The following is a 21,725-nucleotide window of genomic DNA, read 5'->3' as shown; positions in this document are numbered from 1 at the left end:
TCTTTTTGGTCTATTGAAAAGCCACGGATTTTGTCCGTGGTTTTTTTGTCACTTGATCACCGGCGGCTGGCTTAGGTCGGTCGGCGGAGGCGCGGGCTTCGCCTGGTTTGGCAGGCCGTTCATCGGGGGCAAGGTGAGGCCGGGGACACCGGAGCCGCCGCCCGGTGCCATGGGCGGCAGCGACAGGCCGTTGCCTCCGAAGCCCGGCACTTCGATCTTGATCGAGTTCGGGTCGATCTGCGGACCTTTGTTGAGCCAATAGGTCACCGACTGCGGCCAGAAGATCACGATGGCGACGAGGATCAGCTGCATGCCCACCCAGGGAAGGGCTCCCATGTAGATGTCGGAGGTCTTCACATCGCGGCTGGCGATGGAGCGGAGGTAGAACAGCGCAAAACCGAAGGGCGGATGCATGAAGCTCGTCTGCATGTTCACGCAGATCAGCACGCCGAACCAGATGAGGTCGATGCCGAGGGCCGATGCGACCGGCGCCAGCATAGGGATGACGATGAAGGCGATCTCGAAGAAATCGAGGAAGAACGCCAATACGAAGATGAAGATGTTGGCGAAGATCAGGAAGCCGACCGGACCGCCGGGAATGCCCGAGAGCATGTGCTCGATCCAGCGCGAGCCGTCCATGCCCTGGAAGACAAGACTGAAGCAGGTCGAGCCGATGAGGATCATCACCACCATGGACGTGATGTGCGTGGTGGAGCGCATCGCCTCCCGTATCAGCGGCCAGGTGAGGCGGCGGTGCATGGCTGCAAGGATCATGGCACCGACTACGCCGAGCGCTCCGGCTTCCGTCGGCGTGGCGAGCCCCATGAAGATGGTGCCGAGCACGAGGAAGATCAGCACGATCGACGGTACCATGCCGGCCAGCACCTTGAGGATCAGCGCCCAGGTGAAATCGCCGCGGACTTCTTTCGGCAATGGCGGCATCGACTTTGGCTTCATGATCGACAGGATCAGGATGTAGCCCATGAAGATCGCCACCTGCAGGATCGAGGGGCCGATTGCGCCGAGATACATGTCGCCGACTGACTTGCCGAGCTGGTCGGCAAGGATGACGAGCACCAGTGAGGGGGGAATGACCTGCGTGATCGTCCCTGAGGCGGCGATCACGCCGGTGGCCAATCTTGGGCTGTAGCCGTAACGCAGCATGATCGGCAGCGAAATCACGCCCATGGTGATGACGGAGGCGGCAACCGTGCCGGTAATCGCGCCGAGCACGGCGCCGACGAGGATGACCGCATAAGCGAGGCCGCCGGGAATGCGGCCGAAGAGCTTACCCGTTCCTTCGAGCAGGTCCTCCGCCAGGCCGCAGCGCTCAAGGATGGCGCCCATGAAGGTGAAGAATGGAATGGCGAGCAGCAGGTCGTTGGACACGATGCCGAAGAAGCGCAGCGGCAGGGCCTGCAGGAAGGCTTCGCTGAAATGGCCTGTGGCGATGCCGATAATGGCGAAGAACAGGCCGACGGCCGCGAGCGAGAAGGCGACGGGAAAGCCGTAGAGCATGAAGACAACCATGCCCACGAACATTGCCGGCGGAATAATGCCGAAATCAAACAAAAGTGTTCCTCCCGGGTGGGCCTACTGAAGCGGCTTTTCGTATTTTGTGTCGATCTGGACGTGGCCGCTCAGGGCGGCGATCCGTTTGATCAGTTCCGAAATGCCTTGCAGGGTGAGGAGACCGAAGCCCAGCAGAAGGATGAGCTTGACTGGCCAGCGGATCAGGCCACCGGCGTTGGCCGATACTTCCTGCTGCTGAAACGATACCCAGAAGAAGGGCCAGCAGAGCCAGGTGAGGAAGATGCAGGCAGGAATCAGGAAGACGATGAGACCGATCGTGTCAATCCAGATCTTTGCCCTCTCCGACACCGCGCCGTAGATCAGGTCAACGCGCACATGCTCGTTCATGCGCAACGTGTGGGCAGCGCCAAGGACGACGACGAAGGCGAAGAGATACCACTGGATTTCCAGCCAGCCGTTGGAACTGTAGTTGAACGAGTAACGGATCAGCGCGTTGGCGGCGCTGATCAGGCAACAGGCGAGCACCAAGTATTCGGACAGCCTACCCACGAACTGACTGATCGAGTCGATCAGCCGGCTGACGGTCAAAAATGCCGGCATGCCTTTCCCCCTTTTTGTCGTGCCTTTTGCGGCACGCTCTCCCTTTAGTAGTGGTTTAGACTAGGGGTTTTCAAATTGGAAGGACAATGCCCCAATGTTAGAGTATGGTTTTATACGCCGGCGAAAGCAGCACGAGGCGATTTGCCGCCTTGTATCTCCGGCGGCACGGCGCTATGCCCGGTTCGGGACAAAACATCCCCTTTAAGCTGCGTAAACACTTACGAAACCACGATATTCGCGTTATGGTTTCAAAAAATTCCACCAAATCCATGGTTTACCCGAAATCAAATTTTAAAGGGTTAGCGGTATGGTTTCGCCGCACAGGGAAAGTATGGATGAAGCCACATAGCCCGGATAGGGTACCCACTGATGTGTATCTGTCGTTTGTAAGTTCTCTTTCCGGGAACCGCATGACGCTTTTGGCTGGCGTCATCGTGCATGTCGCGACCTTTCTCGCGGTCGCAGCGAAAACGCAGTCTTTCCTCTATGTCGTGCTGTCCATCGCCATTTCCCTGGTTTTCATTGCACGCATGGCCATCTTCCGGCAGTTCGATCGCGTGGACAAGGAGACATTGTCGCGCGCCGGAATAGAGCGCTGGGAGCGGATTCTGGTCGCCGGCGCAGCCTGCACCACCACTCTCCTCGGCTTTGCCAGCGGTTACGCCATTTTCATCCTGCGCGATTCCTTCGCGGAGCTGGCCTGCATTTCCGTAACCATGGCGACGATGGTCTCCGTCGTCGGCCGCAACTACGGTTCGCGCATTGCGGTAGACCTGCAGACGTTTTCCTGCTGCCTGCCGATGATCATCTGCAGCCTGATGGCGCTGGATTTCTATCGCGGCATTCTGTCGATCTTCCTCATTCCCTTCTGGCTGACGACGCGGGCAATGGCCAACGGCGTGCGCGAGTTCCTTTACGAAAACGTCATTGCGCGCCGGGAAATCACATCGATCGCCGACCGTTTCGATACGGCGCTCAACAACATGCCGCATGGGCTGGTCATGGTCGATCCGGAAAACCGGATCCAGGTGATCAACCGCAAAGCCTGCGAACTCCTGAAGATCGGCGATCCGGAGCGGCTGAAGGAGCGCGACCTTGGCGCCGTGTTGCGTTATGGCGCACGCTACAGCTTCATGGATTCCACGCAGCCGGAGCTGATCCTTCGTCAGATGACGCATGTTGCAGAAGGCAAGCTGTCGCGAACGCTCATTCATTTCCCCGAGGATCTGTCGCTTGAGTTCTCGGCCAGCCGTCGCGCCGACGGCGGCGCGGTGCTGATCTTCGAAGACGTATCGAGCCGTGTGAAGGCGGAGCAGAAGATTCTGCACATGGTGCGTTTCGATGCGCTGACAGGCTTGCCCAACCGGCAATATTTTGGCCATCTCGTTCAGGAATATCTCGACAGGAACCCGAAAAAACGTGGCCCGCTCGGCTTCATGGTGCTTGATATCGACGAGTTCAAGCATGTCAACGATATGCGCGGCCACATCACCGGTGATCATCTGCTGTGCGCGATTGCCGCCAAGGTCAGGGCCGTTTCGGGCAAGGCCATCGTCGGCAGGTTGATGGGCGACCAGTTCATCCTGTTCTTCCCGCATGCCAAGGACGTCGATGTGCTCGAAGCCGAGATCCGCCGCGTGCACGCCGATCTCCAGGGCAATTACGAGGCCGACGAGGTCAAGTTCCTGGTATCGTTGAGCGCCGGCTATGCCATCCTCGAAAGCGATGCCTTCGCGATGGACGAATGGAGCATCAAGGCCGATCTCGCGCTCTTCGAAAGCAAGTCGCGGCTGCGCGGCGGGATTACCGGTTTCGAACGCGAGATGGACGGTCGCTACATCGAGCAGCAGAAGCTGAAGGCGGATCTGCGCGAGGCCGTCGACAGCCGGGGTCTGAGCGTCGCCTACCAGCCGATGTTCAAGGCCGACGGCTCATCCATCGAATGTGCCGAAGCGCTGGCCCGTTGGGTACATCCGGAGAAGGGCTCGATCCCGCCCGATGTTTTCATTCGGCTTGCCGAAGACATGGGCATCATCTCCGATATCACCCGTTTCATACTCTTCAAGGCCTGCAGCGATTGTATGACCTGGCCGGATCATATTGGCGTTTCAGTCAATCTCTCCGCGCGCGACCTTCGCGACGCGGATATACTGTCGGTCGTCCTGGAGGCGCTTGCGCATTCAGGCCTCGACGCCCGCCGGCTGCACTTGGAAGTGACCGAAAGCTGCCTCATCGACGAGCCGGCCGCCGTGCGGACGATCCTTGCCGAATTGCGCTCACGCGGCATCACCATCGCCATCGACGATTTCGGCACCGGCTTTTCCAGCCTCAGTTATCTCGATACGCTGCCGCTCGATATCGTCAAGATCGACCGGTCCTTCGTGCGCAACATCGTCGAGGATTCGCGCCGTCTGAAGCTCCTGCGCGGGACCGTCAACCTCGCCCGCGAGCTCGGCCTGAAGATCGTTGTCGAGGGTGTGGAAACGCAAGAACAGCTCGCGGTTCTCAACAAGCACCGCAGTGCCGATCTCGTCCAGGGCTACGTGTTCTCGCAGCCGGTTCCCTCGCAGAACATTTCTATTCTGTCCCAAAACCTGAGCCGCCGCGCGTCGTCGAAACGCCGCCCCAGAGTCGCCTGACCTCCACAATTTGACTGAACGAAAGGCCCGCACAGCGTGCTTATGGGTCGGCGACCGTTAACCTTAATAATTCAAATATAACGTAAATTGTCTTAGTTCCTTGCCCCGCGTCTCATTTTCATATGATTAATGCTTCGTTAACTGACGAACGGGGCATTGTGGTGAGTACTCCTGTGACGACAAGCGATTTCAGCAACAAGCTTCTCGAGATTCTGGACCATGTCGAGTATCGGCGCATCGAAAGCAACGAGGACATGGTCGAGATAGAGCGGCTGCGCTACAAGGCCTACAAGGCCCGTGACACGTTGGCGCTCGCACCGAAAGGCCTCTTGGACGCCAGCGATTTCGACAGCCATGCCCATGTCTTCGGCCTGTATTATTATGGCGAACTGGTGAGCACGATACGGCTCCATTATGTGACACCCGAGCATCGTGTCAGTCAGTCCGCCGGCGCATTTCCCGAGGCGATGGATGCGCTCCTCGATGCCGGTCTTACCCTGATCGATCCGGCGCGCTTCGCCGCCGATCCGGAGCTGACCGTCGATCTGCCGTGGCTCCCCTATCTCACGCTGAGGCCGAGCATCGTCGCCGCGGCGTATTTTCGTGCCGACCGCGTCCTTCAGTTCTGCCGACCGCCACATGCCGCATTCTACAAGCGGGTCTTCTATGCCGATACGATCGTTCCCGGCCGGCTGGCGAAGAACTACGGCATCGACATGACGCTGATGGCGACGAATGTGATCGAGGTCGGGCGCAAGCTCCTGACGCGCTATCCGTTCTTCATCTCCAGCGCCAGTGAACAGCGCCTGATGTTCTCGCGCAATCCGGCCGATACCTTGCCGCCGCTCACCATTATCCCCACCGCACGCTTCGTGCCGGAGGGCGAATTCGGAACCGATCTGCCGCTTTGATCCCATGCGCTCAATTGCATGAGAATGCCGCTCGCCTGCGGCATTCTCATGCATTGCGCTTTCTGTGCGCTTTGTGTATGGCCTCTCAAGGGAATGTTCCTCGTGGGACCGAGGGAAGCATGGCAGTCGCGTGGCCGCACCATCATGTCGGCCGGGATTTTTGAGGGAGACGATATCATGGCCGAACATCACACCGGACCTGCCGAAGTTGGCGCGGCGATGGACTACAAGGAACATGAAAACACTTACAACATGTTCCTCGCGGCCACGAAATACGGCACCCTGTTTCTCGTAGCCCTGTTGCTCGGCATGACGGCGGGTTTCTTCACCGGTGCGGGCTTCCTCGGCGGTCTTGTCGTTCTTCTGATTGTATTTATCGCCGGTATCGTTCTGCTGCGCTAGGCGCTGCCACGAGAGAGGCGACTTTTCAAAAGAATTTAATGACGCTTGAGCGAGCAGGGAGACCTGCTGCGGTCTTGCTGACCCGGAGGAGGGGGCGGTTGGGCAATATTATTTTCGTGGCCAAAGAAACCACGGGGGACGAGACGCGTGTTTCCGCGTCTCCTGAAACCATAAAGAAGATCAAGGCCCTCGGGCTCGACGTTGTCATCGAGGCGGGCGCGGGCAAGCTTTCCAGGATACCCGACAGCGAATACGAGGCCGTCGGGGCACGGATCGGGTCGGCGGGAGATGCGGCATCCGCGGATGTCGTCCTCAAGGTACGGCGCCCAACCGAGGTGGAAATCGGCGGCTACAAGAGCGGCGCTGTCGTTATCGCCATCATGGATCCCTACGGCAACGACGAGGCGATCGCCGGCATGGCGAAAGCCGGTCTTTCCACATTCGCCATGGAACTGATGCCGCGCATCACGCGCGCGCAGTCGATGGACGTTCTCTCGTCCCAGGCCAATCTCGCTGGCTATCAGGCTGTCATCGAGGCAGCGGCGGTCTATGACCGTGCCATGCCGATGATGATGACCGCCGCCGGTACCGTTCCGGCCGCCAAGGTGTTCGTCATGGGAGCGGGCGTTGCCGGCCTTCAGGCCATCGCCACCGCGCGGCGCCTTGGTGCAGCGGTGTCCGCCACCGACGTTCGCCCCGCTGCCAAGGAACAGGTCGCCTCACTCGGGGCGAAGTTCATCGCCGTCGAGGACGAGGAGTTCAAGAGAGCGGAGACGGCAGGCGGCTATGCCAAGGAGATGTCTGGGGAATACCGGGCCAAGCAGGCGGCACTCGTTGCCGAGCACATCGCCAAGCAGGATATCGTCATCACCACGGCACTGATTCCAGGACGCCCGGCGCCAAAGCTGGTCTCGCGGGAGATGTTGAAATCGATGAAGCCGGGTGCGGTCGCAGTCGATCTCGCAGTCGAGCGCGGTGGCAATATCGAGGGCGTCAAGCCAGGCAAGGTCGCCGATGTCGATGGCGTCAGGGTAATCGGGTTTGCCAACATGGCAGGCCGCATCGCGGCCAGCGCCTCGGCGCTCTACGCCAAGAACCTCGTCACCTTCCTTGAGACCATGGTCAACAAGGAAACGAAGGCGATCGCCTTCAATCCCGAGGACGAACTGATCAAGGCGACCATGCTGACCCACGCCGGCGATGTCGTGCATCCGGCATTCGGCGGCGCGAAGAAGGGGGACAAGTAATGGCTACGGAACAAATGGACCGGGCGCTGGATCAGCTCAACCAGGCCGTGAGTGCAGTTGCCTCGGCTGCTGCCAATGCGCCGGAGGTGGCGAGTGCTGCGACCGGGGGCGTGATCGACCCCTTCGTCTTCCAGCTGGCGATCTTCGTGCTGGCGATCTTCGTCGGCTACTACGTCGTCTGGTCGGTGACGCCGGCGTTGCATACGCCGCTGATGGCCGTCACCAACGCGATTTCATCCGTCATCGTCGTCGGCGCGCTGCTTGCGGTCGGCATCTCGACCAGCGGGCTGGCGACCGGCTTCGGTTTCATCGCGCTCGTGCTCGTCTCGGTGAACATCTTCGGCGGCTTCCTTGTCACCCAGCGGATGCTGGCGATGTACAAGAAGAAGGACAAGTGAGAACCGCATGACCAGTATCGCAGCCTTCCTCTACCTCGTCTCCGGTGTCCTCTTCATCCTGGCGCTACGCGGACTTTCCCACCCGGCAACCAGCCGCAAGGGCAATCTCTACGGCATGGCCGGTATGGGGATCGCCATCCTCACAACGCTGACGCTTGCCACGCCGTCGTTCGGCGGCTTCGTGCTCATCATTCTCGGTCTTGCGATCGGTGGCGGTGCGGGCGCCTATATCGCCCGCGTCATTCCGATGACCTCGATGCCGCAGCTGGTGGCCGGTTTCCACTCGCTGGTCGGCCTTGCCGCGGTTCTGGTCGCGGCATCGGCACTCTACACGCCGGCCTCCTTCGGTATTGGCAACATAGGAGAAATCCACACGGAAGCGCGCATCGAAATGGCGCTCGGTGCGGCAATCGGTGCGCTGACCTTCACCGGCTCGATCATCGCCTTTCTGAAACTCGACGGGCGCATGTCGGGCAAGCCGATCATGCTGCCGTTCCGCCACCTGATCAACGCGGCGCTTCTGGCACTGATCGTGTTCTTCATCGTCGGATTGGGGGCTTCGGAAAGCCATTTCGACTTCTGGGCCATCGTGGTGCTGTCGCTGGCGCTCGGCGTTCTGCTGATCGTTCCGATCGGCGGAGCCGACATGCCGGTCGTCGTGTCGATGCTGAACTCCTACTCGGGATGGGCGGCAGCCGGCATCGGTTTCACGCTCGGCAACCTGGCGCTGATCATCACCGGCGCACTGGTCGGCTCGTCGGGTGCGATCCTGTCCTACATCATGTGCAAGGGCATGAACCGCTCCTTCGTGTCCGTCATCCTCGGCGGCTTTGGCGGCGAGGCGTCGTCCGGCACCACCGACAATTCCGACAAGACGGTGAAGCTCGGCTCGGCAGAGGATGCGGGCTACCTGATGGCAAATGCCTCCAAGGTCATCATCGTGCCGGGCTACGGCATGGCAGTGGCACAGGCCCAGCACGCACTTCGCGAACTCGCCGACAATCTGAAGAAGAACGGCGTCGAGGTGAAATACGCGATTCATCCGGTTGCCGGCCGCATGCCCGGCCACATGAACGTGCTGCTCGCCGAAGCCAACGTTCCCTATGATGAAGTCTTCGAGCTCGAAGACATCAATTCGGAATTCGCCCAGGCCGACGTTGCCTATGTCATCGGCGCTAACGACGTCACCAATCCGGCGGCACGCGACGACAAGACCTCGCCGATCTACGGCATGCCGATCCTCGACGTCGACAAGGCCAAGACCTGCATCTTCGTCAAGCGCTCGCTCGGCTCCGGTTACGCCGGCATCGACAACACGCTGTTCTACAAGGACGGCACGATGATGCTGCTCGGCGACGCCAAGAAGGTGACCGAAGAGATCAACAAGGCGATCAACCACTGAGGCATTCGCCAAGCCTGAGGGCACTGACCAGGATTGAGGGCGCGGAAACGGCGCCCTTTTTCGTGTCCGCCGGATGCCATGATGCCAGTTGAGAGGTTCGCTATCTTCATTCCGGTAATGGCTTTGCAGCATAGGCGCGGCTGCAATCGCCGTCAGGCCGTGCCCACCGGTGATGTCGTGCGTTCGAGTGCGCGGCGTGGTGCTGTCAGCTCCCAGCGGAGGCCCTTCGGCAGGAACTCCACCTGCACGGTGCCGCTAAAGGCGGCGGCGGCGTGGTTCTTGATAACAGTGGTGCCGAACCCGGACCGCTCCGGAGGTTTCACGGGTGGTCCGTTCTGCTCTTCCCAGGTGACGCGCAGCATCTCTTCGCTGTGGTCGTCTTCCTGGAGATTTTGCCAGTAAAGCCGGACACGGCCCTGCGGTATCGAGAGCGCGCCGTATTTGATCGAATTGGTGGCAAGCTCATGCAGGGTGAGGCCGAGGTTCTGCACGGCCTCCGGCTTCAGCATGAAATCCTTGCCGAAGATGTCGATCTGCTGAACGGCCTGCGGGAAGGCCTTCAGGTGGATGTCGATCACGCGTCGAAGCGATGCGCCGGCCCAATTCTCGCTGGTCAAGAGCTCGATGGAGCGCGAAAGGCCGTCAAGGCGATCGGCGACCGCGGCCTGGAATTCCTCCACGGTTCCGGCCTGCTTGGCCAGCTGACGCATCATCGCCTGGGCGAGCGCCAGCAGGTTTTTGGTGCGATGGACAAGCTCGTTCATCACGAAATGCAGCCGGTCTTCGGTCTGGCTGCGGTCAAAGGAGGCATTGGAAAGCGCGATGGCGACCTGGTTCGCCTCGATCACGCTGGTGTCGATCGGCGCGACGATCTGGCCCTGACCCATCCGGTTCGCCATGTCGGCGATGGACCTTATGGTGGTGCGGACCTGGCGGGCGACCGCATAGGCGGCCAAGATCGCCACCGACAGGAGCGCGATGCCACCGATGACCAGGAAACGCCAGGTCGTCAGGATCGAGGCCTGGGCACTCGCGACGGGCCCCCATATGACCGCCTTCCAGGACCAGCCCGGAATCTGGGCATAGCCGAGCATGGTCTTCGGCAACACGGTGCTGTTTTCATAGACCCCGCTCGATTCGATCAACGACGGCAAGATGCGCGGGTCGAACGGCTGGCCGAAGCCTATGCTGCTCGCGCCGGCGGAGGCGACGACATGGCCGCCCTGATCGACGACGGCAGCAGACCAGTCGGCAGGCAGTCCTTCCGTCGAGACAAGCTTGGCGAGATCCTTGGCGTTCTGGGTGATGATCAGCGCAGCGACGCGACCAAGTTGCAACGGCATGGTGACGTTGTAGACCCATTCGCCGCTGGTTCGGCCCTGAAACACATCAGAAGCCTCGATGCGCCCGGACTTGATCGCCGATCCGATGGCCGCCATATTGGCGGTCTTGCCCAGGGGTATGCCGTAGTCAACCCGCGTGTTCAGCAGTTGCTGACCACTGGCGTCCATTGCGATGACATAGAGCGTGTCTGCACGCAGCGCCGTTTCAGTTCGGTTGTGGAAGGCGGCGAAGTCGTTGCTCTCCAGCTCGGGCGAGGTGGACAGTAACCTCAGGGTTGTAGCCATGTCCTGGAGCTGGCGGTCGATGGACCGGGCGAGGGCGGTGGCGTCCTGGGCCGTTTCCCGCTTCAGGATCGAACGCTGGTTGTCCTCCAGCTGCCCGAGCAGCAAAGCGACCAGCGCGAATATCGGTAGCGACGTCGCCAGTGCCATGGCGATCAGATAAGTGCCGATCGATGCCTTGGGAAACAGCCGCGCGGAGATCTTCATCGGCGCATTCTTCGCATGCTAGGCGCACAGACGCTTGCGCCCTCGGCCCCTACGAGCATGAAAGCAAAGAACTGGATCACTGCGATTGCCCTCAATGCGCCCTCTATCTTGCCGATAGCCTGCTATCGAAACAGCTGCATGTTAGGGACAGCTCCAAATCCTTGCAACCTGCTAAAACATGTCGTCGGCATTTAGCGGGCTTCTGTGGCGAAGATGTTCAAGCGAATCTGGCGAGCCTGAACGGCGCTAGGGCAGGGTCTTCGGTGCCGGTCAGAATCTCGCTTGACGCGAGTAGTCCTGCAATCGGTGCCAAAGTTACGCCGGAGTGCATGACGGCGATATAGAGCCCCTCGCAGGCATGGCCGATGATGGGCAGGCCGTCTTTCGGGGTCGGGCGGTATCCGACCGTGAAGAAGTCCATGGTGAGCGACTGGCTCTCCAGCAGGCTTTGCCTAAGCTTGGCGAAGAGTGCCGTTGCTGTCGCCTGCTGGTCTGCCCCAGGTTCGGCCCCACCGAAATCACTTCCGGCAACAATGCGGCCCTCGGCCGTCTGGCGCATGTGCAGCGACGGCGCCATGACAAGGCCGGTCAGGCGCTTTTCGTAGGGCCGGGAATGGACTAACAGGCCAGGCGGCGTTTCGATGGGAAGTGCCATGCCGATGGAGGCCGCCAGCGGCGTGCTCCCGGCACCCGATGCCAAGACGACGTGATCGGCCTCGATCATTCCGGCTGAGGTGACGACGCCGGAGATTCTGTCGCCGCTGCGTATCAGTCCGCTGACTGCCGCGGTCATGAATTTCGCGCCGCGTGCCCCGGCATCGGCGAGCATCAGCCGGGCGGCGGCGACCGGCTCGACGGCGCCTTCCTCGGCAACCGAAAGCGCAAGATCGGGGGCTGTTTTCAGAAAAGGCTCGCGGGCGACAATCTGGTCGCGGCCGATGCGCTCGACGCCGTAACCCCAGCTGATCTGCTCTGCGGCGAAAGCTTTAAGCTTGTCCGGCGGCAGGTCCCAGCTGATGCCGCCGTTCCAGGAGAGTGGCAGGCCGGGCAATTCCCTTGCCAGCCTTCTCCATTCGCTCATCGAGCGACGGCGGAAATGAAAGTAGAATTCCGGATTGCCCCAGCTGGCATTGATCCAGGCAAAGGAACAGGGCGTGGCGACACCGCCGGTGTCTTCGGCCACGACTGTCACGCTCGCGCCGTCGCGCGCCAGATGCCAGGCGATAGAAGCACCGACAATCCCCGAGCCGACGACGACCACATGCTGTTTGGTTGCCATCGTCGTCGCCCCGATCTGCTAGTCGTTAGCCGGCGGTGGGAGCGCCTACGCGCGCAAGGCCGTCTTTCGCGGGCTGGTACTTCGCATCCAGGCCGATAGCGTGGCGGTAGGAGCGGGCGGCTTTCTGCTTATCGCCCTTGCGCTCGTAGACCAGCGCCTGGTTGGCCCAGGATTCGGCGACGTTGCCATTGAGCTCGATCGCATGGTTGAAATCGGCAAACGCGTTGTCGTCGTCGTTGAGCGCAATATAGGAGATGCCACGGCCGTTGTAGGGCTCGGGGGAATTCGGAGCGAGAGAGATCGCTTTCGAGAAGTCGTCGATCGCCTTATCCTGCTGATTGCGCTTCTGATAGATGAGGCCACGATTGTGGTAGGCGCGGCCGTCGGTCGTCCCGAGCTGTATCGCCTTGTTGAAATCGTTGAAGGCGGCGTCGACCTGACCGGCGGTGCGGTAAACATTGCCGCGGCCGATGAGCGCCACGTCGTAGTTCGGATTGATCTGCAGGGCGGCGTTGTAGTCCTGGATCGCCTGCTGCTGCTGGCCCATGTTGCGATACACAAGCGCGCGGTTGGCGTAGGCCTGATAGAACCTCGGATTGATCTGCAACGCCGTGTTGAAGTCATTCAGCGCCTGGCGGAAATCGCCGCCGCGCCCATAGGCCGAACCGCGCACGTTATAGCCTTCGGGATCTCTCGGGTTGGCGTTGATAACCGAGGTCAGCGAGGCAATATTCTCCTGCGAACCCTGCGCCTTGTCGATGCGGATAACGGCATCCGACATGTTGTTGGTCGTGCAACCGGCGAGGCCGAGTGCGGTGACGACAGCCAGTGCCGGCAGAGTGGCAATTTTCGGCAAACGCAAGGAACGGGTATTCGACATGATATCAGCCATGCGGGCTTGTTTTCCCCCGGTGCAGCCGGTCCGGCGAGGGACTGGCAAGCTTCAGCAGCAAATTAAAAAGGCGGTGGCGACATAATCGCCCCCGCCAACATACATTTGAAAACGTCGAAATAACGACAGCAGCGCTTAGCGTGCCGCAACGCCGCTTTCGCGCTGTGCCCGCTTGCGAGCCAGCTTGCGAACGCGACGAACGGCTTCGGCCTTTTCGCGAGCGCGCTTCTCCGAGGGCTTCTCGTAGTAGTCGCGCATCTTCATTTCGCGGAAAATGCCTTCACGCTGCATCTTCTTCTTGAGAGCGCGGAGAGCCTGGTCAACATTGTTATCGCGGACAAGTACCTGCACGAGAGTCACGTTCCTTTGGTTTGGTTGAGGCCTGCTTCAGCACGGCGCCAGAGGCAAAAATGTTCACTTCGCGCGGCTGCGGCCTTGCGATTGGGTGCGGGATAACAGATCATGGCGCGGAAGTCCATACGAACCAGCGGATTTGGACGGAAAAATCCGGAATGCGCCAGTCGTGGTGATTTCCGCGGTTTCATTCGAAGCGTGGCCGACGGCCCGATTGTTCGCACGCCGGACGCTGCCGGCGGCTGTGCGAAAGCGCCTAATTCCGGTTCATTCCTTGCATCGGCCGCCGTTTGCTCTATAGTGAGGCCATCGACCATTGCTTGTGACCTTTGTCAAAGAGCCAAATCGCTCCGTCAGATCTCCTCTCAAAATCGATCAAACCCAGCGAATCCTCGCCGGGTACTAACGACCATTGAAAGGCGATCGTTATGAATTCAGGTACCGTAAAGTGGTTCAACAGCACAAAGGGCTTCGGCTTCATTCAGCCGGATGACGGTGCTGCTGACGTTTTCGTTCACATTTCGGCGGTTGAGCGTGCTGGCCTGCGCGGTCTGGCCGACGGCCAGAAGATTAGCTACGACCTCGTGCGCGATCAGAAGTCCGGCAAGAACTCTGCAGACAATCTGCGCGCCGCGTAATTGTCATTCGCCTTGGCTGACCACGGATGTACTGGCAGCTGCAGGCAATGACGGAAGAGGTCGGGGTTACACCCGGCCTTTTATGCTTTTCAAGAATCACGACGATGGCTCGGTGAGAACACTATGGCACGCACTCCCAGATTTGCTGTCGGAGACAAGATAGTCCTGAAGGACGGATTCGTCCGTACGGATACAGCAGGAAGAACTTGCACGATCGCCAGCGTTCTTCCGTTCGACGGCAGTCGTGCGCAATACCGGGTCCGCTTCGAGACCGAGAATTTTGAACGTCGGATCGTCGAAAGCGATATCGACGTCATTCAGTCGGCATCTTCGGTGCCAAACATTGAAACCGTGGCGAGTGCGGAGACTGGCTCCTGGCTGAAGTCTTCCAGCATCAAGGTCAGGAAGTAATTTCCGGCTTCGCCGTCTAACTGGCAATCACGATTGCCGCATGAAAGGAAAGAGTTTGCAGGTTCTCGTCAGGGATAACAATGTCGATCAGGCGCTTCGCGTCCTGAAGAAGAAGATGCAGCGCGAAGGTCTCTTCCGCGAGTTCAAGGCGCGTAGCGCTTATGAAAAGCCGTCTGAGAAGCGCGTTCGTGAAAAGGCCGAAGCAGTCCGCCGCCAGCGCAAGCTCGCGCGCAAGAAGCTTCAGCGCGAAGGGCTTCTGCCTGCTCCGAAGAAGGCCGTGCGTCCGGCACGCTGATCTGCCCCCACCGGGCAGGCTTCGTCTAGATAGAGAGAGTGCAGATGACTTCAAAGAACGAATTCTTCAATCCGGCCAAGCTCTCATCACGCGATAAAGCGGCTGCGACCGACACGACTGCGAGAGCAATCGTGTCTGCCGAAGCCGCCGCTCGCGAAAAGAAAACGGAAAAACTGAAGGCCCTGCGCTTGCAGCAGGCCGCCGAAGCCCCGCCTGAGGCCGCCCCCGTGAAGAAAAAGCGTGCGGCCTCCAAGACCGCGTCTTCGTCCTAAGGTGTCGCACGTCCATCGGGCGTGCCACGATCAATCCATGTATCTCAAAGTGCACAATGGCATCAGGCCCTCCGGGCCTGTGCCACTGCTTGCGTGCCTCACCCGCGCCGCGCCGCTTCGATCGCCCCGACATCGATCTTACGCATCGTCATCATCGCATCAAAGGCGCGCTTTGCCTGATCACCGCCTGCCGCAAGCGCTTCGGTCAGTACGCGCGGCGTGATCTGCCAGGATACACCCCACTTGTCCTTGCACCAGCCACATTCACTTTCGTGGCCGCCATTGCCGACAATCGCCTTCCAGTAGCGGTCGGTTTCTTCCTGATCGTCCGTCGCAATCTGAAATGAGAAGGCTTCGCTATGTTTGAACGCGGAGCCGCCGTTCAAACCGATACATGCGACACCCGCAACGGTGAATTCAACGACCAACACGTCTCCCTGCTTGCCCGCCGGATAGTCTCCAGGTGCACGGATGACGGCACCCACAGCGCTGTCCGGAAAGGTCTCGGCATAGAAGTGCGCGGCGGCCTCAGCCTCTTTGTCGTACCAGATGCAGATCGTGTTCTTCGCCATTGCGTGATCCTCTCGCTGTCCGTTTCCCAACTTCTGCCTGAAATAAGACCGAGACCGACTTTCTCCAGCCCCAGGCAAAGCATTTCACTCGGACATTGCCGCTGCTGTCCACTTTACCGATCGCGGCCTTCATCAAGTTGCCTGCCCTCTTGGGCTAGCCCCATCGTGAGAACCGGTACACAGTTGCAGGCGGCAGGTTGAGCCGATGCGTCCCAGATTGGCAACCCGCAGGCCAGGCGATCGAAGGACCGGGTCGTCAACCGCGCATCTATAGCCATAGGTAAGCTGGTAGAAAGTGCCGCTCAGAGGCATGAGGGAGAAGGCGCCGGCCGTGATCGCGTGAACGGTCTCTTGGCTCATGTTGCGTAGCGGCAGGCGGGCCGCTGACGACGGAACTGAAACCCTCGCATTCGAGCCCCGGCACGCGGCGTGCATCGTGCTGGAGCACGGTGATCTGCGGAAGTCGGCGCCGCAGCAGTGCGACAACGCTTCTTTCGATTTCGATCACTGTCAGGTTCGCCGGCGATACGCCGCGGGCGAGCAATGCTTCTGTGACGATACCGGTTTCCGGGCCGAGCTCGAGAACGCGTCCGCTGCTGTCGATGCTCTTCCAACATTGCGGGGAAAATGACGCGCGGGCCACGACTGATCTCACTCGTGTCAAAACAAAAGCCCATTCACGTCGCAAAAGAAACGTTGTGCCGCTTTTGGATTTGCGATTTGTATGGCCGACGAGACGGGATCGTTCCCCCGAAGGAGATGAAGGCGGATGCGCAGATACTCGGTTTTTGCCGTGGCACGGGAGGCTCTGAGGGGTCACAAGGGCTGGGAGAGGCAGTGGACTTCGCCGGAACCTCGCGCCGAATACGACGTCATCATCATCGGTGGCGGCGGGCATGGTCTTGGTGCGGCATATTACCTTGCCAAGGAGCACGGCATCACCAATGTCGCGGTCCTGGAGAAGGGCTGGCTCGGCGGCGGCAACACCGGCCGTAACACGACCATCATCCGCTCGAACTATCTCTACGAAGAGAGCATGCACATCTACGAGCATTCGATGAAGCTCTGGGAGAACCTGTCTCAGGATCTCAACTACAATGTGATGTATTCGCCGCGCGGCGTGATGATGCTCTCGCACAATGTTCACGACCAGCAGTCCTTCAAGCGGCATATCCACGCCAACCGGCTTTATGGCATCGACAACGAGTGGCTGACGCCGGAGCAGGCGAAAGCCTATTGTCCGCCGCTCGATATTTCCGCCAGCGCCCGCTACCCCATCAATGGTGCCGCACTGCAGCGTCGCGGCGGCACGGCGCGTCACGATGCGGTTGCCTGGGGTTATGCCCGTGCGGCATCGGATCGCGGCGTTCACATCATCCAGAACTGCGAGGTGACCGGCATCCGCCGCGGCTCCGACGGGCGCGTCACCGGTGTCGAGACCAATCGCGGCTTCATCGGCGCCAGGAAGGTCGGCGTCTCGGCGGCTGGCCATACGACGACGATCATGAAGATGGCTGATGTGCGCGTGCCGCTGCAATCGAGCCCGTTGCAGGCGCTCGTGTCGGAACCGCTGAAGCCGATCTTCCCCTGCGTGGTCATGTCGAACACGGTGCATGCCTACATCTCGCAGTCCGACAAGGGCGAACTCGTCATCGGCGCGGGCACCGACCAGTACAATTCCTACAGCCAGACCGGCGGCCTGCAGATCATCACACATACGCTTGATGCGATCTGTGAACTGTTCCCGATGTTCCGCCGCGTCAAGATGATGCGCCAGTGGGGCGGTATCGTCGACAACACGCCGGACCGTTCGGCGATCCAGTCGAAGACGCCGGTTCCGGGGCTCTACGTCAACTGCGGCTGGGGCACCGGTGGCTTCAAGGCGACGCCGGGTTCGGCGAACCTGTTCGCGCATCTGATCGCTCGCGACGAGGTGCACAAGTTCAATGCCGGGCTGACGCTCGATCGCTTCCGCACCGGACGCCTGATCGATGAAGCTGCCGCTGCTGCCGTCGCGCACTGACCCGAGGACATCATGCTTCTGATCTATTGCCCATACTGTCAGGAAGAGCGCTCCGAGCTCGAATTCCGTGGTGCCGGCGACGCCCATATTGCGCGCCCCCAGAATATCGCCTCGATTTCCGACGAGGAGTTCGAGCAGTACTTCTTCCTGCGCGACAATCCCAAGGGGTTGATCTTTGAACGCTGGCGCCACCAGCACGGTTGTGGACGCTTCTTCAATGCGGCGCGCGACACCATCAGCGACAAGTTCGTCATGACCTACAAGGCAGGCGAACCGAAGCCCGAGATCGGCGCGGCCTCCGTTCCGCACGCTCCCGTCGAAACCTATGAAGCGACGGAAGGAGAGGCACAATGAGCGGTACGAACCGGATACCGGGCAAGGGTCGCCTGACACCTGCCAGAACGGCGCGCTTCACCTTCGACGGCAAGAGCTATACGGCGCTCGAGGGCGACACCGTCGCCTCGGCGTTGATCGCCAACAACATTCATCTGGTCGGCCGCTCGTTCAAGTATCATCGCCCGCGCGGCATTCTGTCTGCCGGTGCAGAAGAACCGAATGCCCTGATCGACGTCGCCCGCGACAGCGCCCGCAAGCAGCCGAACGTCCGTGCCACGGTCCAGGAAGTCTTCGACGGCATGATCGTGCAGTCGCAGAACCGCTACCCGTCGCTCGCCTTCGATATCGGCGGCATCAACAACCTGATGTCGCCGTTCTTCGCGGCCGGCTTCTACTACAAGACCTTCATGTGGCCGAAGGCGGCATGGAAGCACATCTACGAGCCGATGATCCGCCGTGCGGCCGGTCTCGGCGTCGCGCCCACGGAAACCGATCCGGATCACTATGCCAGCCGCTATGCCCATTGTGACGTGCTGGTGGTCGGCGCTGGCGTAGCCGGCCTTTCGGCGGCGCTTGCGGCCGCGCAGGCAGGCGCCAAGGTGTTCCTCTGCGACGAGCAGGCGGAAGCGGGCGGTGCGCTGCGTTTTGACAGCACCGTCAAGATCGACGGCATCGATGGCTACGAGTGGGCGCAGAAAACCGTCGCCGCGCTCAAGGCCATGGAGAACGTGCAGGTCCTGACCCGCACCACGGCTTTCGGCTACTACAACCACAACTTCGTCGGCCTGGCCGAACGTGTGACCGATCATATCGCCAACCCCGGCCGCGACCTGCCGCGCGAGCGTCTGTGGCAGCTGCGCGCCAAGCGCGTCATCCTCGCCAACGGCGCGATCGAGCGTCATATGGTGTTCCCGAACAACGACCGCCCAGGCATCATGCTGGCGTCGGCCGCGCGCATGTACCTCAACCAGTACGGCGTTGCCGTCGGCCAGAAGGTGGGCGTCTATACGGCGCATGACTCGGCCTATGAGGCAGCCTTCGACCTGAAACGTGCCGGTGTCGAGATTGCGGCTATCGTGGATTGCCGCCAGACGCCGGGCGCCGCCGTGCTCGCGGAGGCGCGTTCGCTCGGCATCGACGTTCTCGCCGGTCAATCCGTAGTCACCACCTCGGGCAAGCTGCGCATCTCCTCGATGACGGTCGCCCGCAACGGCGGCGGCTCGCCGCGCAAGATCGCAGTCGATGCGCTGCTGGTTTCGGCCGGCTGGACGCCATCGGTGCATCTGTTCTCGCAGTCGCGCGGCAAGGTTGCCTTCGAGCCGGAGACCCAGCGTTTCCTGCCGGGCACCTATGCGCAGGACTGCCTTTCGGTCGGTGCCTGCAACGGCACGGACGACCTGCAGCAGACGATCGAGGAATCGCTGGCTGCCGGCGAGCTGATGGCCCAGGCGGTAGGCAAATCGGCAGGCGGCAAGATCAGCCTCTCGGCAGAGCAGGCGCATCAATGGACGGGCGGCATGATTGGCGCCGCCGAAGGCGCAGGTCCCGAGACCAGCGCCAAGGCGTTCATCGATTTCCAGCACGACGTCTGCGCCAAGGATATTCGCCTGGCAGTGCGTGAGGGCATGCACTCGATCGAGCACATCAAGCGCTTCACGACCAACGGCATGGCGTCTGACCAGGGCAAGCTCTCCAACATGCACGGTCTGGCGATTGCAGCCGAGATGCTGGGCAGGGAGATTCCGAAGGTCGGTCTCACCACCTTCCGCGCGCCGTACACCCCCGTTACCTATGGCACGCTGGTCGCCCATTCGCGCGGGCCATTGTTCGATCCGACGCGCAAGACGCCGCTGCACCAGTGGGAGGAAGCCCACGGTGCCGTGTTCGAGGATGTCGGCAACTGGAAGCGAGCGTGGTTCTATCCGCGTGCCGGCGAGACGATGCACCAGGCGGTTGCTCGCGAATGCAAGACGGCGCGCGACGTCGCAGGCGTGTTCGATGCGTCGACGCTCGGCAAGATCGAGATCGTCGGACCCGATGCCGCCGAATTCATGAACCTGATGTACACCAACGCCTGGGACACGCTGAAGCCGGGCAAGTGCCGCTACGGCATCATGACCCGCGAAGACGGATTCGTGTACGACGACGGCGTCGTCGGGCGCCTCAGCGAAGACCGTTTCCATGTGACGACCACGACCGGCGGGGCGCCGCGTGTGCTCCACCACATGGAAGACTATCTGCAGACGGAGTTCCCGCACCTCAACGTCTGGCTGACGTCCGTCACCGAGCAGTGGGCGGTCATCGCCATCCAGGGTCCCAAGGCGCGCGAGATCATCGCGCCGCTGGTCGAAGGCGTTGACATTTCCAACGAAGCTTTCCCGCATATGAGCGTTGCCGAGTGCGCGGTCATGGGCGTGCCTGCACGTCTGTTCCGGGTGTCGTTCACCGGCGAAGTCGGCTTCGAAATCAACGTGCCGGCCGATTACGGCCAGTCGGTGATCGAAGCCGTCTGGGCCAATGCCGAGCCGCTCGGTGCCTGCGTCTACGGCACGGAAACGATGCACGTTCTCCGCGCCGAGAAGGGCTATATCATCGTCGGCCAGGACACCGACGGAACCGTGACGCCTGACGATGCCGGTCTTTCCTGGGCCGTTTCCAAGAAGAAGGCCGATTTCGTCGGCATTCGTGGACTGAAGCGTCCGGATCTCGTCAAGGAAGGGCGCAAGCAGCTCGTCGGCCTCGTCACCAAGGATCCGCAGCTGGTTCTCGAGGAGGGCGCGCAGATCGTCGCCAACCCGAACGAGCCGAAGCCGATGACCATGCTCGGGCATGTGACGTCGTCCTACTGGTCGGAAAATCTCGGCAAATCGATTGCGTTTGCGCTGGTTGCCGGCGGACGCGCGCGGATGGGCGAAACGCTCTTCGTGCCGATGCCTGACAAGACGATCGCCGTCGAGGTGACCGACATGGTGTTCTTTGACAAGGAAGGAGGCCGCATCAATGGCTGATACGGCAATTCGCAAATCCGCTCTTGCCGGACGTCATGGCGGTTCTGCCAGCGTACGGCTGACACCAGCGCCTGACGCAATCCGCGTGGCGCTTCGCGCTCCGGCGGGTTCGCTTAAGGCTCTTTCTTCCGCCCTCGGCGTGACGATCCCGGTCGCACCCAAGACTTCGGGCCGCAAGGAGGGCCGTTCGGCCCTCTGGCTCGGACCGGACGAATGGCTGGTCATCGACGAGAGCGGCGGCGACCTGATGACGGCGCTCTCCAAGAGCGGCGCGCTGCATTCGGCGACGGATGTCTCCCACCGAAATGTCGCGATCGTCGTATCCGGCCCCGGAGCCGAAGCGACGATTTCGGCGGGCTGCCCGCAGGACCTGTCGCTCGGCGCCTTCCCGGTGGGCTGCTGCACGCGCACCCTCTTCGGCAAGGCCGAGATCGTTCTGTTCCGGACGGAGGACGATACGTTCCGCGTCGAATGCTGGCGGTCGTTCGCCGACTTCGTCTTCGGGCTGCTTGCCGAAGGCGCGGAAGACGCCGCTCACTGACGGACAAGCGGAGAGGAAGGTGTTGAAAGGCTGGGGCGCGGTTTGCACGGCTTGGCCTTTGCGACCTCAAACCTTCCGCATGCATGCCATTGCTGGCTTGTCACGGCGGGTTGCTGGCCCTAATCTGCGGTGCTTCCGGG

The 21,725-nt window shown here is 61.0% G+C and carries 21 protein-coding genes; 14 read left to right on the top strand and 7 right to left on the bottom strand.

All coding sequences use genetic code 11. From position 1 onward, the window contains the following. Positions 1-48: 48 nt before the first annotated feature. Together AC1D2R_RS14705 and AC1D2R_RS14700 are read right to left on the bottom strand one after the other, a co-directional pair. On the bottom strand, positions 49-1,572 hold the full coding sequence (locus AC1D2R_RS14705; protein ID WP_477968001.1) for a TRAP transporter large permease: 1,524 nt from the start codon (positions 1,570-1,572) through the stop codon (positions 49-51). A 21-nt stretch (positions 1,573-1,593) separates the two neighbouring features. Then, positions 1,594-2,133 (bottom strand): TRAP transporter small permease subunit, encoded by a 540-nt coding sequence (locus AC1D2R_RS14700; protein WP_477968000.1) that lies wholly within the window; start codon positions 2,131-2,133, stop codon positions 1,594-1,596. A 335-nt stretch (positions 2,134-2,468) separates the two neighbouring features. Between AC1D2R_RS14700 and AC1D2R_RS14695 the strand changes: the two genes are divergently transcribed. The 6 genes from AC1D2R_RS14695 (at position 2,469) to AC1D2R_RS14670 (ending at position 9,132) form a co-directional block, all read left to right on the top strand. Further along, positions 2,469-4,772 (top strand): putative bifunctional diguanylate cyclase/phosphodiesterase, encoded by a 2,304-nt coding sequence (locus AC1D2R_RS14695; RefSeq protein WP_477967999.1) that lies wholly within the window; start codon positions 2,469-2,471, stop codon positions 4,770-4,772. Positions 4,773-4,984: 212 nt separating this feature from the next. Beyond that, positions 4,985-5,683 carry an N-acyl amino acid synthase FeeM domain-containing protein gene (locus AC1D2R_RS14690; RefSeq protein ID WP_477968130.1) on the top strand — a complete coding sequence of 233 codons (699 nt, stop codon included), beginning with the start codon at positions 4,985-4,987 and terminating at the stop codon, positions 5,681-5,683. Positions 5,684-5,860: 177 nt separating this feature from the next. Further along, positions 5,861-6,085, top strand: coding sequence for an aa3-type cytochrome c oxidase subunit IV (locus AC1D2R_RS14685; RefSeq protein ID WP_477967998.1), 225 nt, complete (start codon positions 5,861-5,863; stop codon positions 6,083-6,085). A 98-nt stretch (positions 6,086-6,183) separates the two neighbouring features. Further along, positions 6,184-7,332 carry a Re/Si-specific NAD(P)(+) transhydrogenase subunit alpha gene (locus tag AC1D2R_RS14680; protein ID WP_477967997.1) on the top strand — a complete coding sequence of 383 codons (1,149 nt, stop codon included), beginning with the start codon at positions 6,184-6,186 and terminating at the stop codon, positions 7,330-7,332. After that, positions 7,332-7,730, top strand: a complete 399-nt coding sequence (locus AC1D2R_RS14675; protein ID WP_477967996.1) for a proton-translocating transhydrogenase family protein — start codon at positions 7,332-7,334, stop codon at positions 7,728-7,730. Before AC1D2R_RS14680 ends, AC1D2R_RS14675 begins: the two co-directional genes overlap by 1 nt. 7 nt (positions 7,731-7,737) lie before the next feature. Beyond that, the gene (locus AC1D2R_RS14670; protein WP_477967995.1) at positions 7,738-9,132 is read left to right on the top strand and encodes an NAD(P)(+) transhydrogenase (Re/Si-specific) subunit beta; all 1,395 of its coding nucleotides are present in this window, start codon (positions 7,738-7,740) and stop codon (positions 9,130-9,132) included. A 152-nt stretch (positions 9,133-9,284) separates the two neighbouring features. Here the strand turns inward: AC1D2R_RS14670 and AC1D2R_RS14665 are convergent, their stop codons facing one another. From AC1D2R_RS14665 to rpsU (AC1D2R_RS14650), 4 genes are all read right to left on the bottom strand, one after another. Beyond that, positions 9,285-10,964: a sensor histidine kinase gene (locus AC1D2R_RS14665; RefSeq protein WP_477967994.1), complete on the bottom strand. Its 1,680-nt coding sequence runs from the start codon at positions 10,962-10,964 to the stop codon at positions 9,285-9,287. Between the two features lie 217 nt (positions 10,965-11,181). Further along, positions 11,182-12,243, bottom strand: coding sequence for an NAD(P)/FAD-dependent oxidoreductase (locus AC1D2R_RS14660; RefSeq protein WP_477967993.1), 1,062 nt, complete (start codon positions 12,241-12,243; stop codon positions 11,182-11,184). A gap of 25 nt (positions 12,244-12,268) precedes the next feature. Beyond that, positions 12,269-13,135, bottom strand: a complete 867-nt coding sequence (locus AC1D2R_RS14655; protein ID WP_477967992.1) for a tetratricopeptide repeat protein — start codon at positions 13,133-13,135, stop codon at positions 12,269-12,271. A gap of 135 nt (positions 13,136-13,270) precedes the next feature. Further along, complete coding sequence (rpsU, locus tag AC1D2R_RS14650; RefSeq protein ID WP_115106955.1) at positions 13,271-13,486, bottom strand: 30S ribosomal protein S21; 216 nt, start codon at positions 13,484-13,486, stop codon at positions 13,271-13,273. 431 nt (positions 13,487-13,917) lie between these two features. Between rpsU (AC1D2R_RS14650) and AC1D2R_RS14645 the strand changes: the two genes are divergently transcribed. The 4 genes from AC1D2R_RS14645 to AC1D2R_RS14630 all read left to right on the top strand — a co-directional run bounded on the left by AC1D2R_RS14645 (position 13,918) and on the right by AC1D2R_RS14630 (position 15,105). Continuing rightward, a complete protein-coding gene (locus AC1D2R_RS14645) occupies positions 13,918-14,127 on the top strand; it encodes a cold-shock protein (protein WP_477967991.1) in 210 nt (69 codons plus the stop codon). 123 nt (positions 14,128-14,250) lie between these two features. Beyond that, positions 14,251-14,538 (top strand): cold-shock protein, encoded by a 288-nt coding sequence (locus tag AC1D2R_RS14640; RefSeq protein WP_477967990.1) that lies wholly within the window; start codon positions 14,251-14,253, stop codon positions 14,536-14,538. Between the two features lie 55 nt (positions 14,539-14,593). Continuing rightward, positions 14,594-14,833 carry a 30S ribosomal protein S21 gene (rpsU, locus tag AC1D2R_RS14635; protein ID WP_007527643.1) on the top strand — a complete coding sequence of 80 codons (240 nt, stop codon included), beginning with the start codon at positions 14,594-14,596 and terminating at the stop codon, positions 14,831-14,833. 44 nt (positions 14,834-14,877) lie between these two features. Continuing rightward, complete coding sequence (locus tag AC1D2R_RS14630; protein ID WP_477967989.1) at positions 14,878-15,105, top strand: hypothetical protein; 228 nt, start codon at positions 14,878-14,880, stop codon at positions 15,103-15,105. A gap of 98 nt (positions 15,106-15,203) precedes the next feature. Here AC1D2R_RS14630 and AC1D2R_RS14625 read toward each other — a convergent pair whose 3' ends face one another. Further along, a complete protein-coding gene (locus AC1D2R_RS14625) occupies positions 15,204-15,677 on the bottom strand; it encodes a VOC family protein (protein WP_477967988.1) in 474 nt (157 codons plus the stop codon). 769 nt (positions 15,678-16,446) lie between these two features. On the opposite strand from AC1D2R_RS14625, the gene AC1D2R_RS14620 reads away from it, so the two are divergent. The 4 genes from AC1D2R_RS14620 to AC1D2R_RS14605 are packed head-to-tail and all read left to right on the top strand — an operon-like array spanning position 16,447 to position 21,585. Then, a complete protein-coding gene (locus tag AC1D2R_RS14620) occupies positions 16,447-17,700 on the top strand; it encodes a sarcosine oxidase subunit beta family protein (RefSeq protein ID WP_477967987.1) in 1,254 nt (417 codons plus the stop codon). 12 nt (positions 17,701-17,712) lie between these two features. Beyond that, positions 17,713-18,054 (top strand): sarcosine oxidase subunit delta, encoded by a 342-nt coding sequence (locus AC1D2R_RS14615; RefSeq protein WP_477967986.1) that lies wholly within the window; start codon positions 17,713-17,715, stop codon positions 18,052-18,054. Then, a complete protein-coding gene (locus AC1D2R_RS14610) occupies positions 18,051-21,044 on the top strand; it encodes a sarcosine oxidase subunit alpha (protein ID WP_477967985.1) in 2,994 nt (997 codons plus the stop codon). The genes AC1D2R_RS14615 and AC1D2R_RS14610 overlap by 4 nt, the downstream gene beginning before the upstream one ends. Beyond that, positions 21,037-21,585: a sarcosine oxidase subunit gamma gene (locus tag AC1D2R_RS14605; RefSeq protein WP_477967984.1), complete on the top strand. Its 549-nt coding sequence runs from the start codon at positions 21,037-21,039 to the stop codon at positions 21,583-21,585. Before AC1D2R_RS14610 ends, AC1D2R_RS14605 begins: the two co-directional genes overlap by 8 nt. Positions 21,586-21,725 lie beyond the last annotated feature (140 nt).

The sequence above is a fragment of the Rhizobium sp. P1_C7 genome (assembly GCF_056406295.1).
This window is presented reverse-complemented; position numbering and strand designations above follow the sequence as displayed.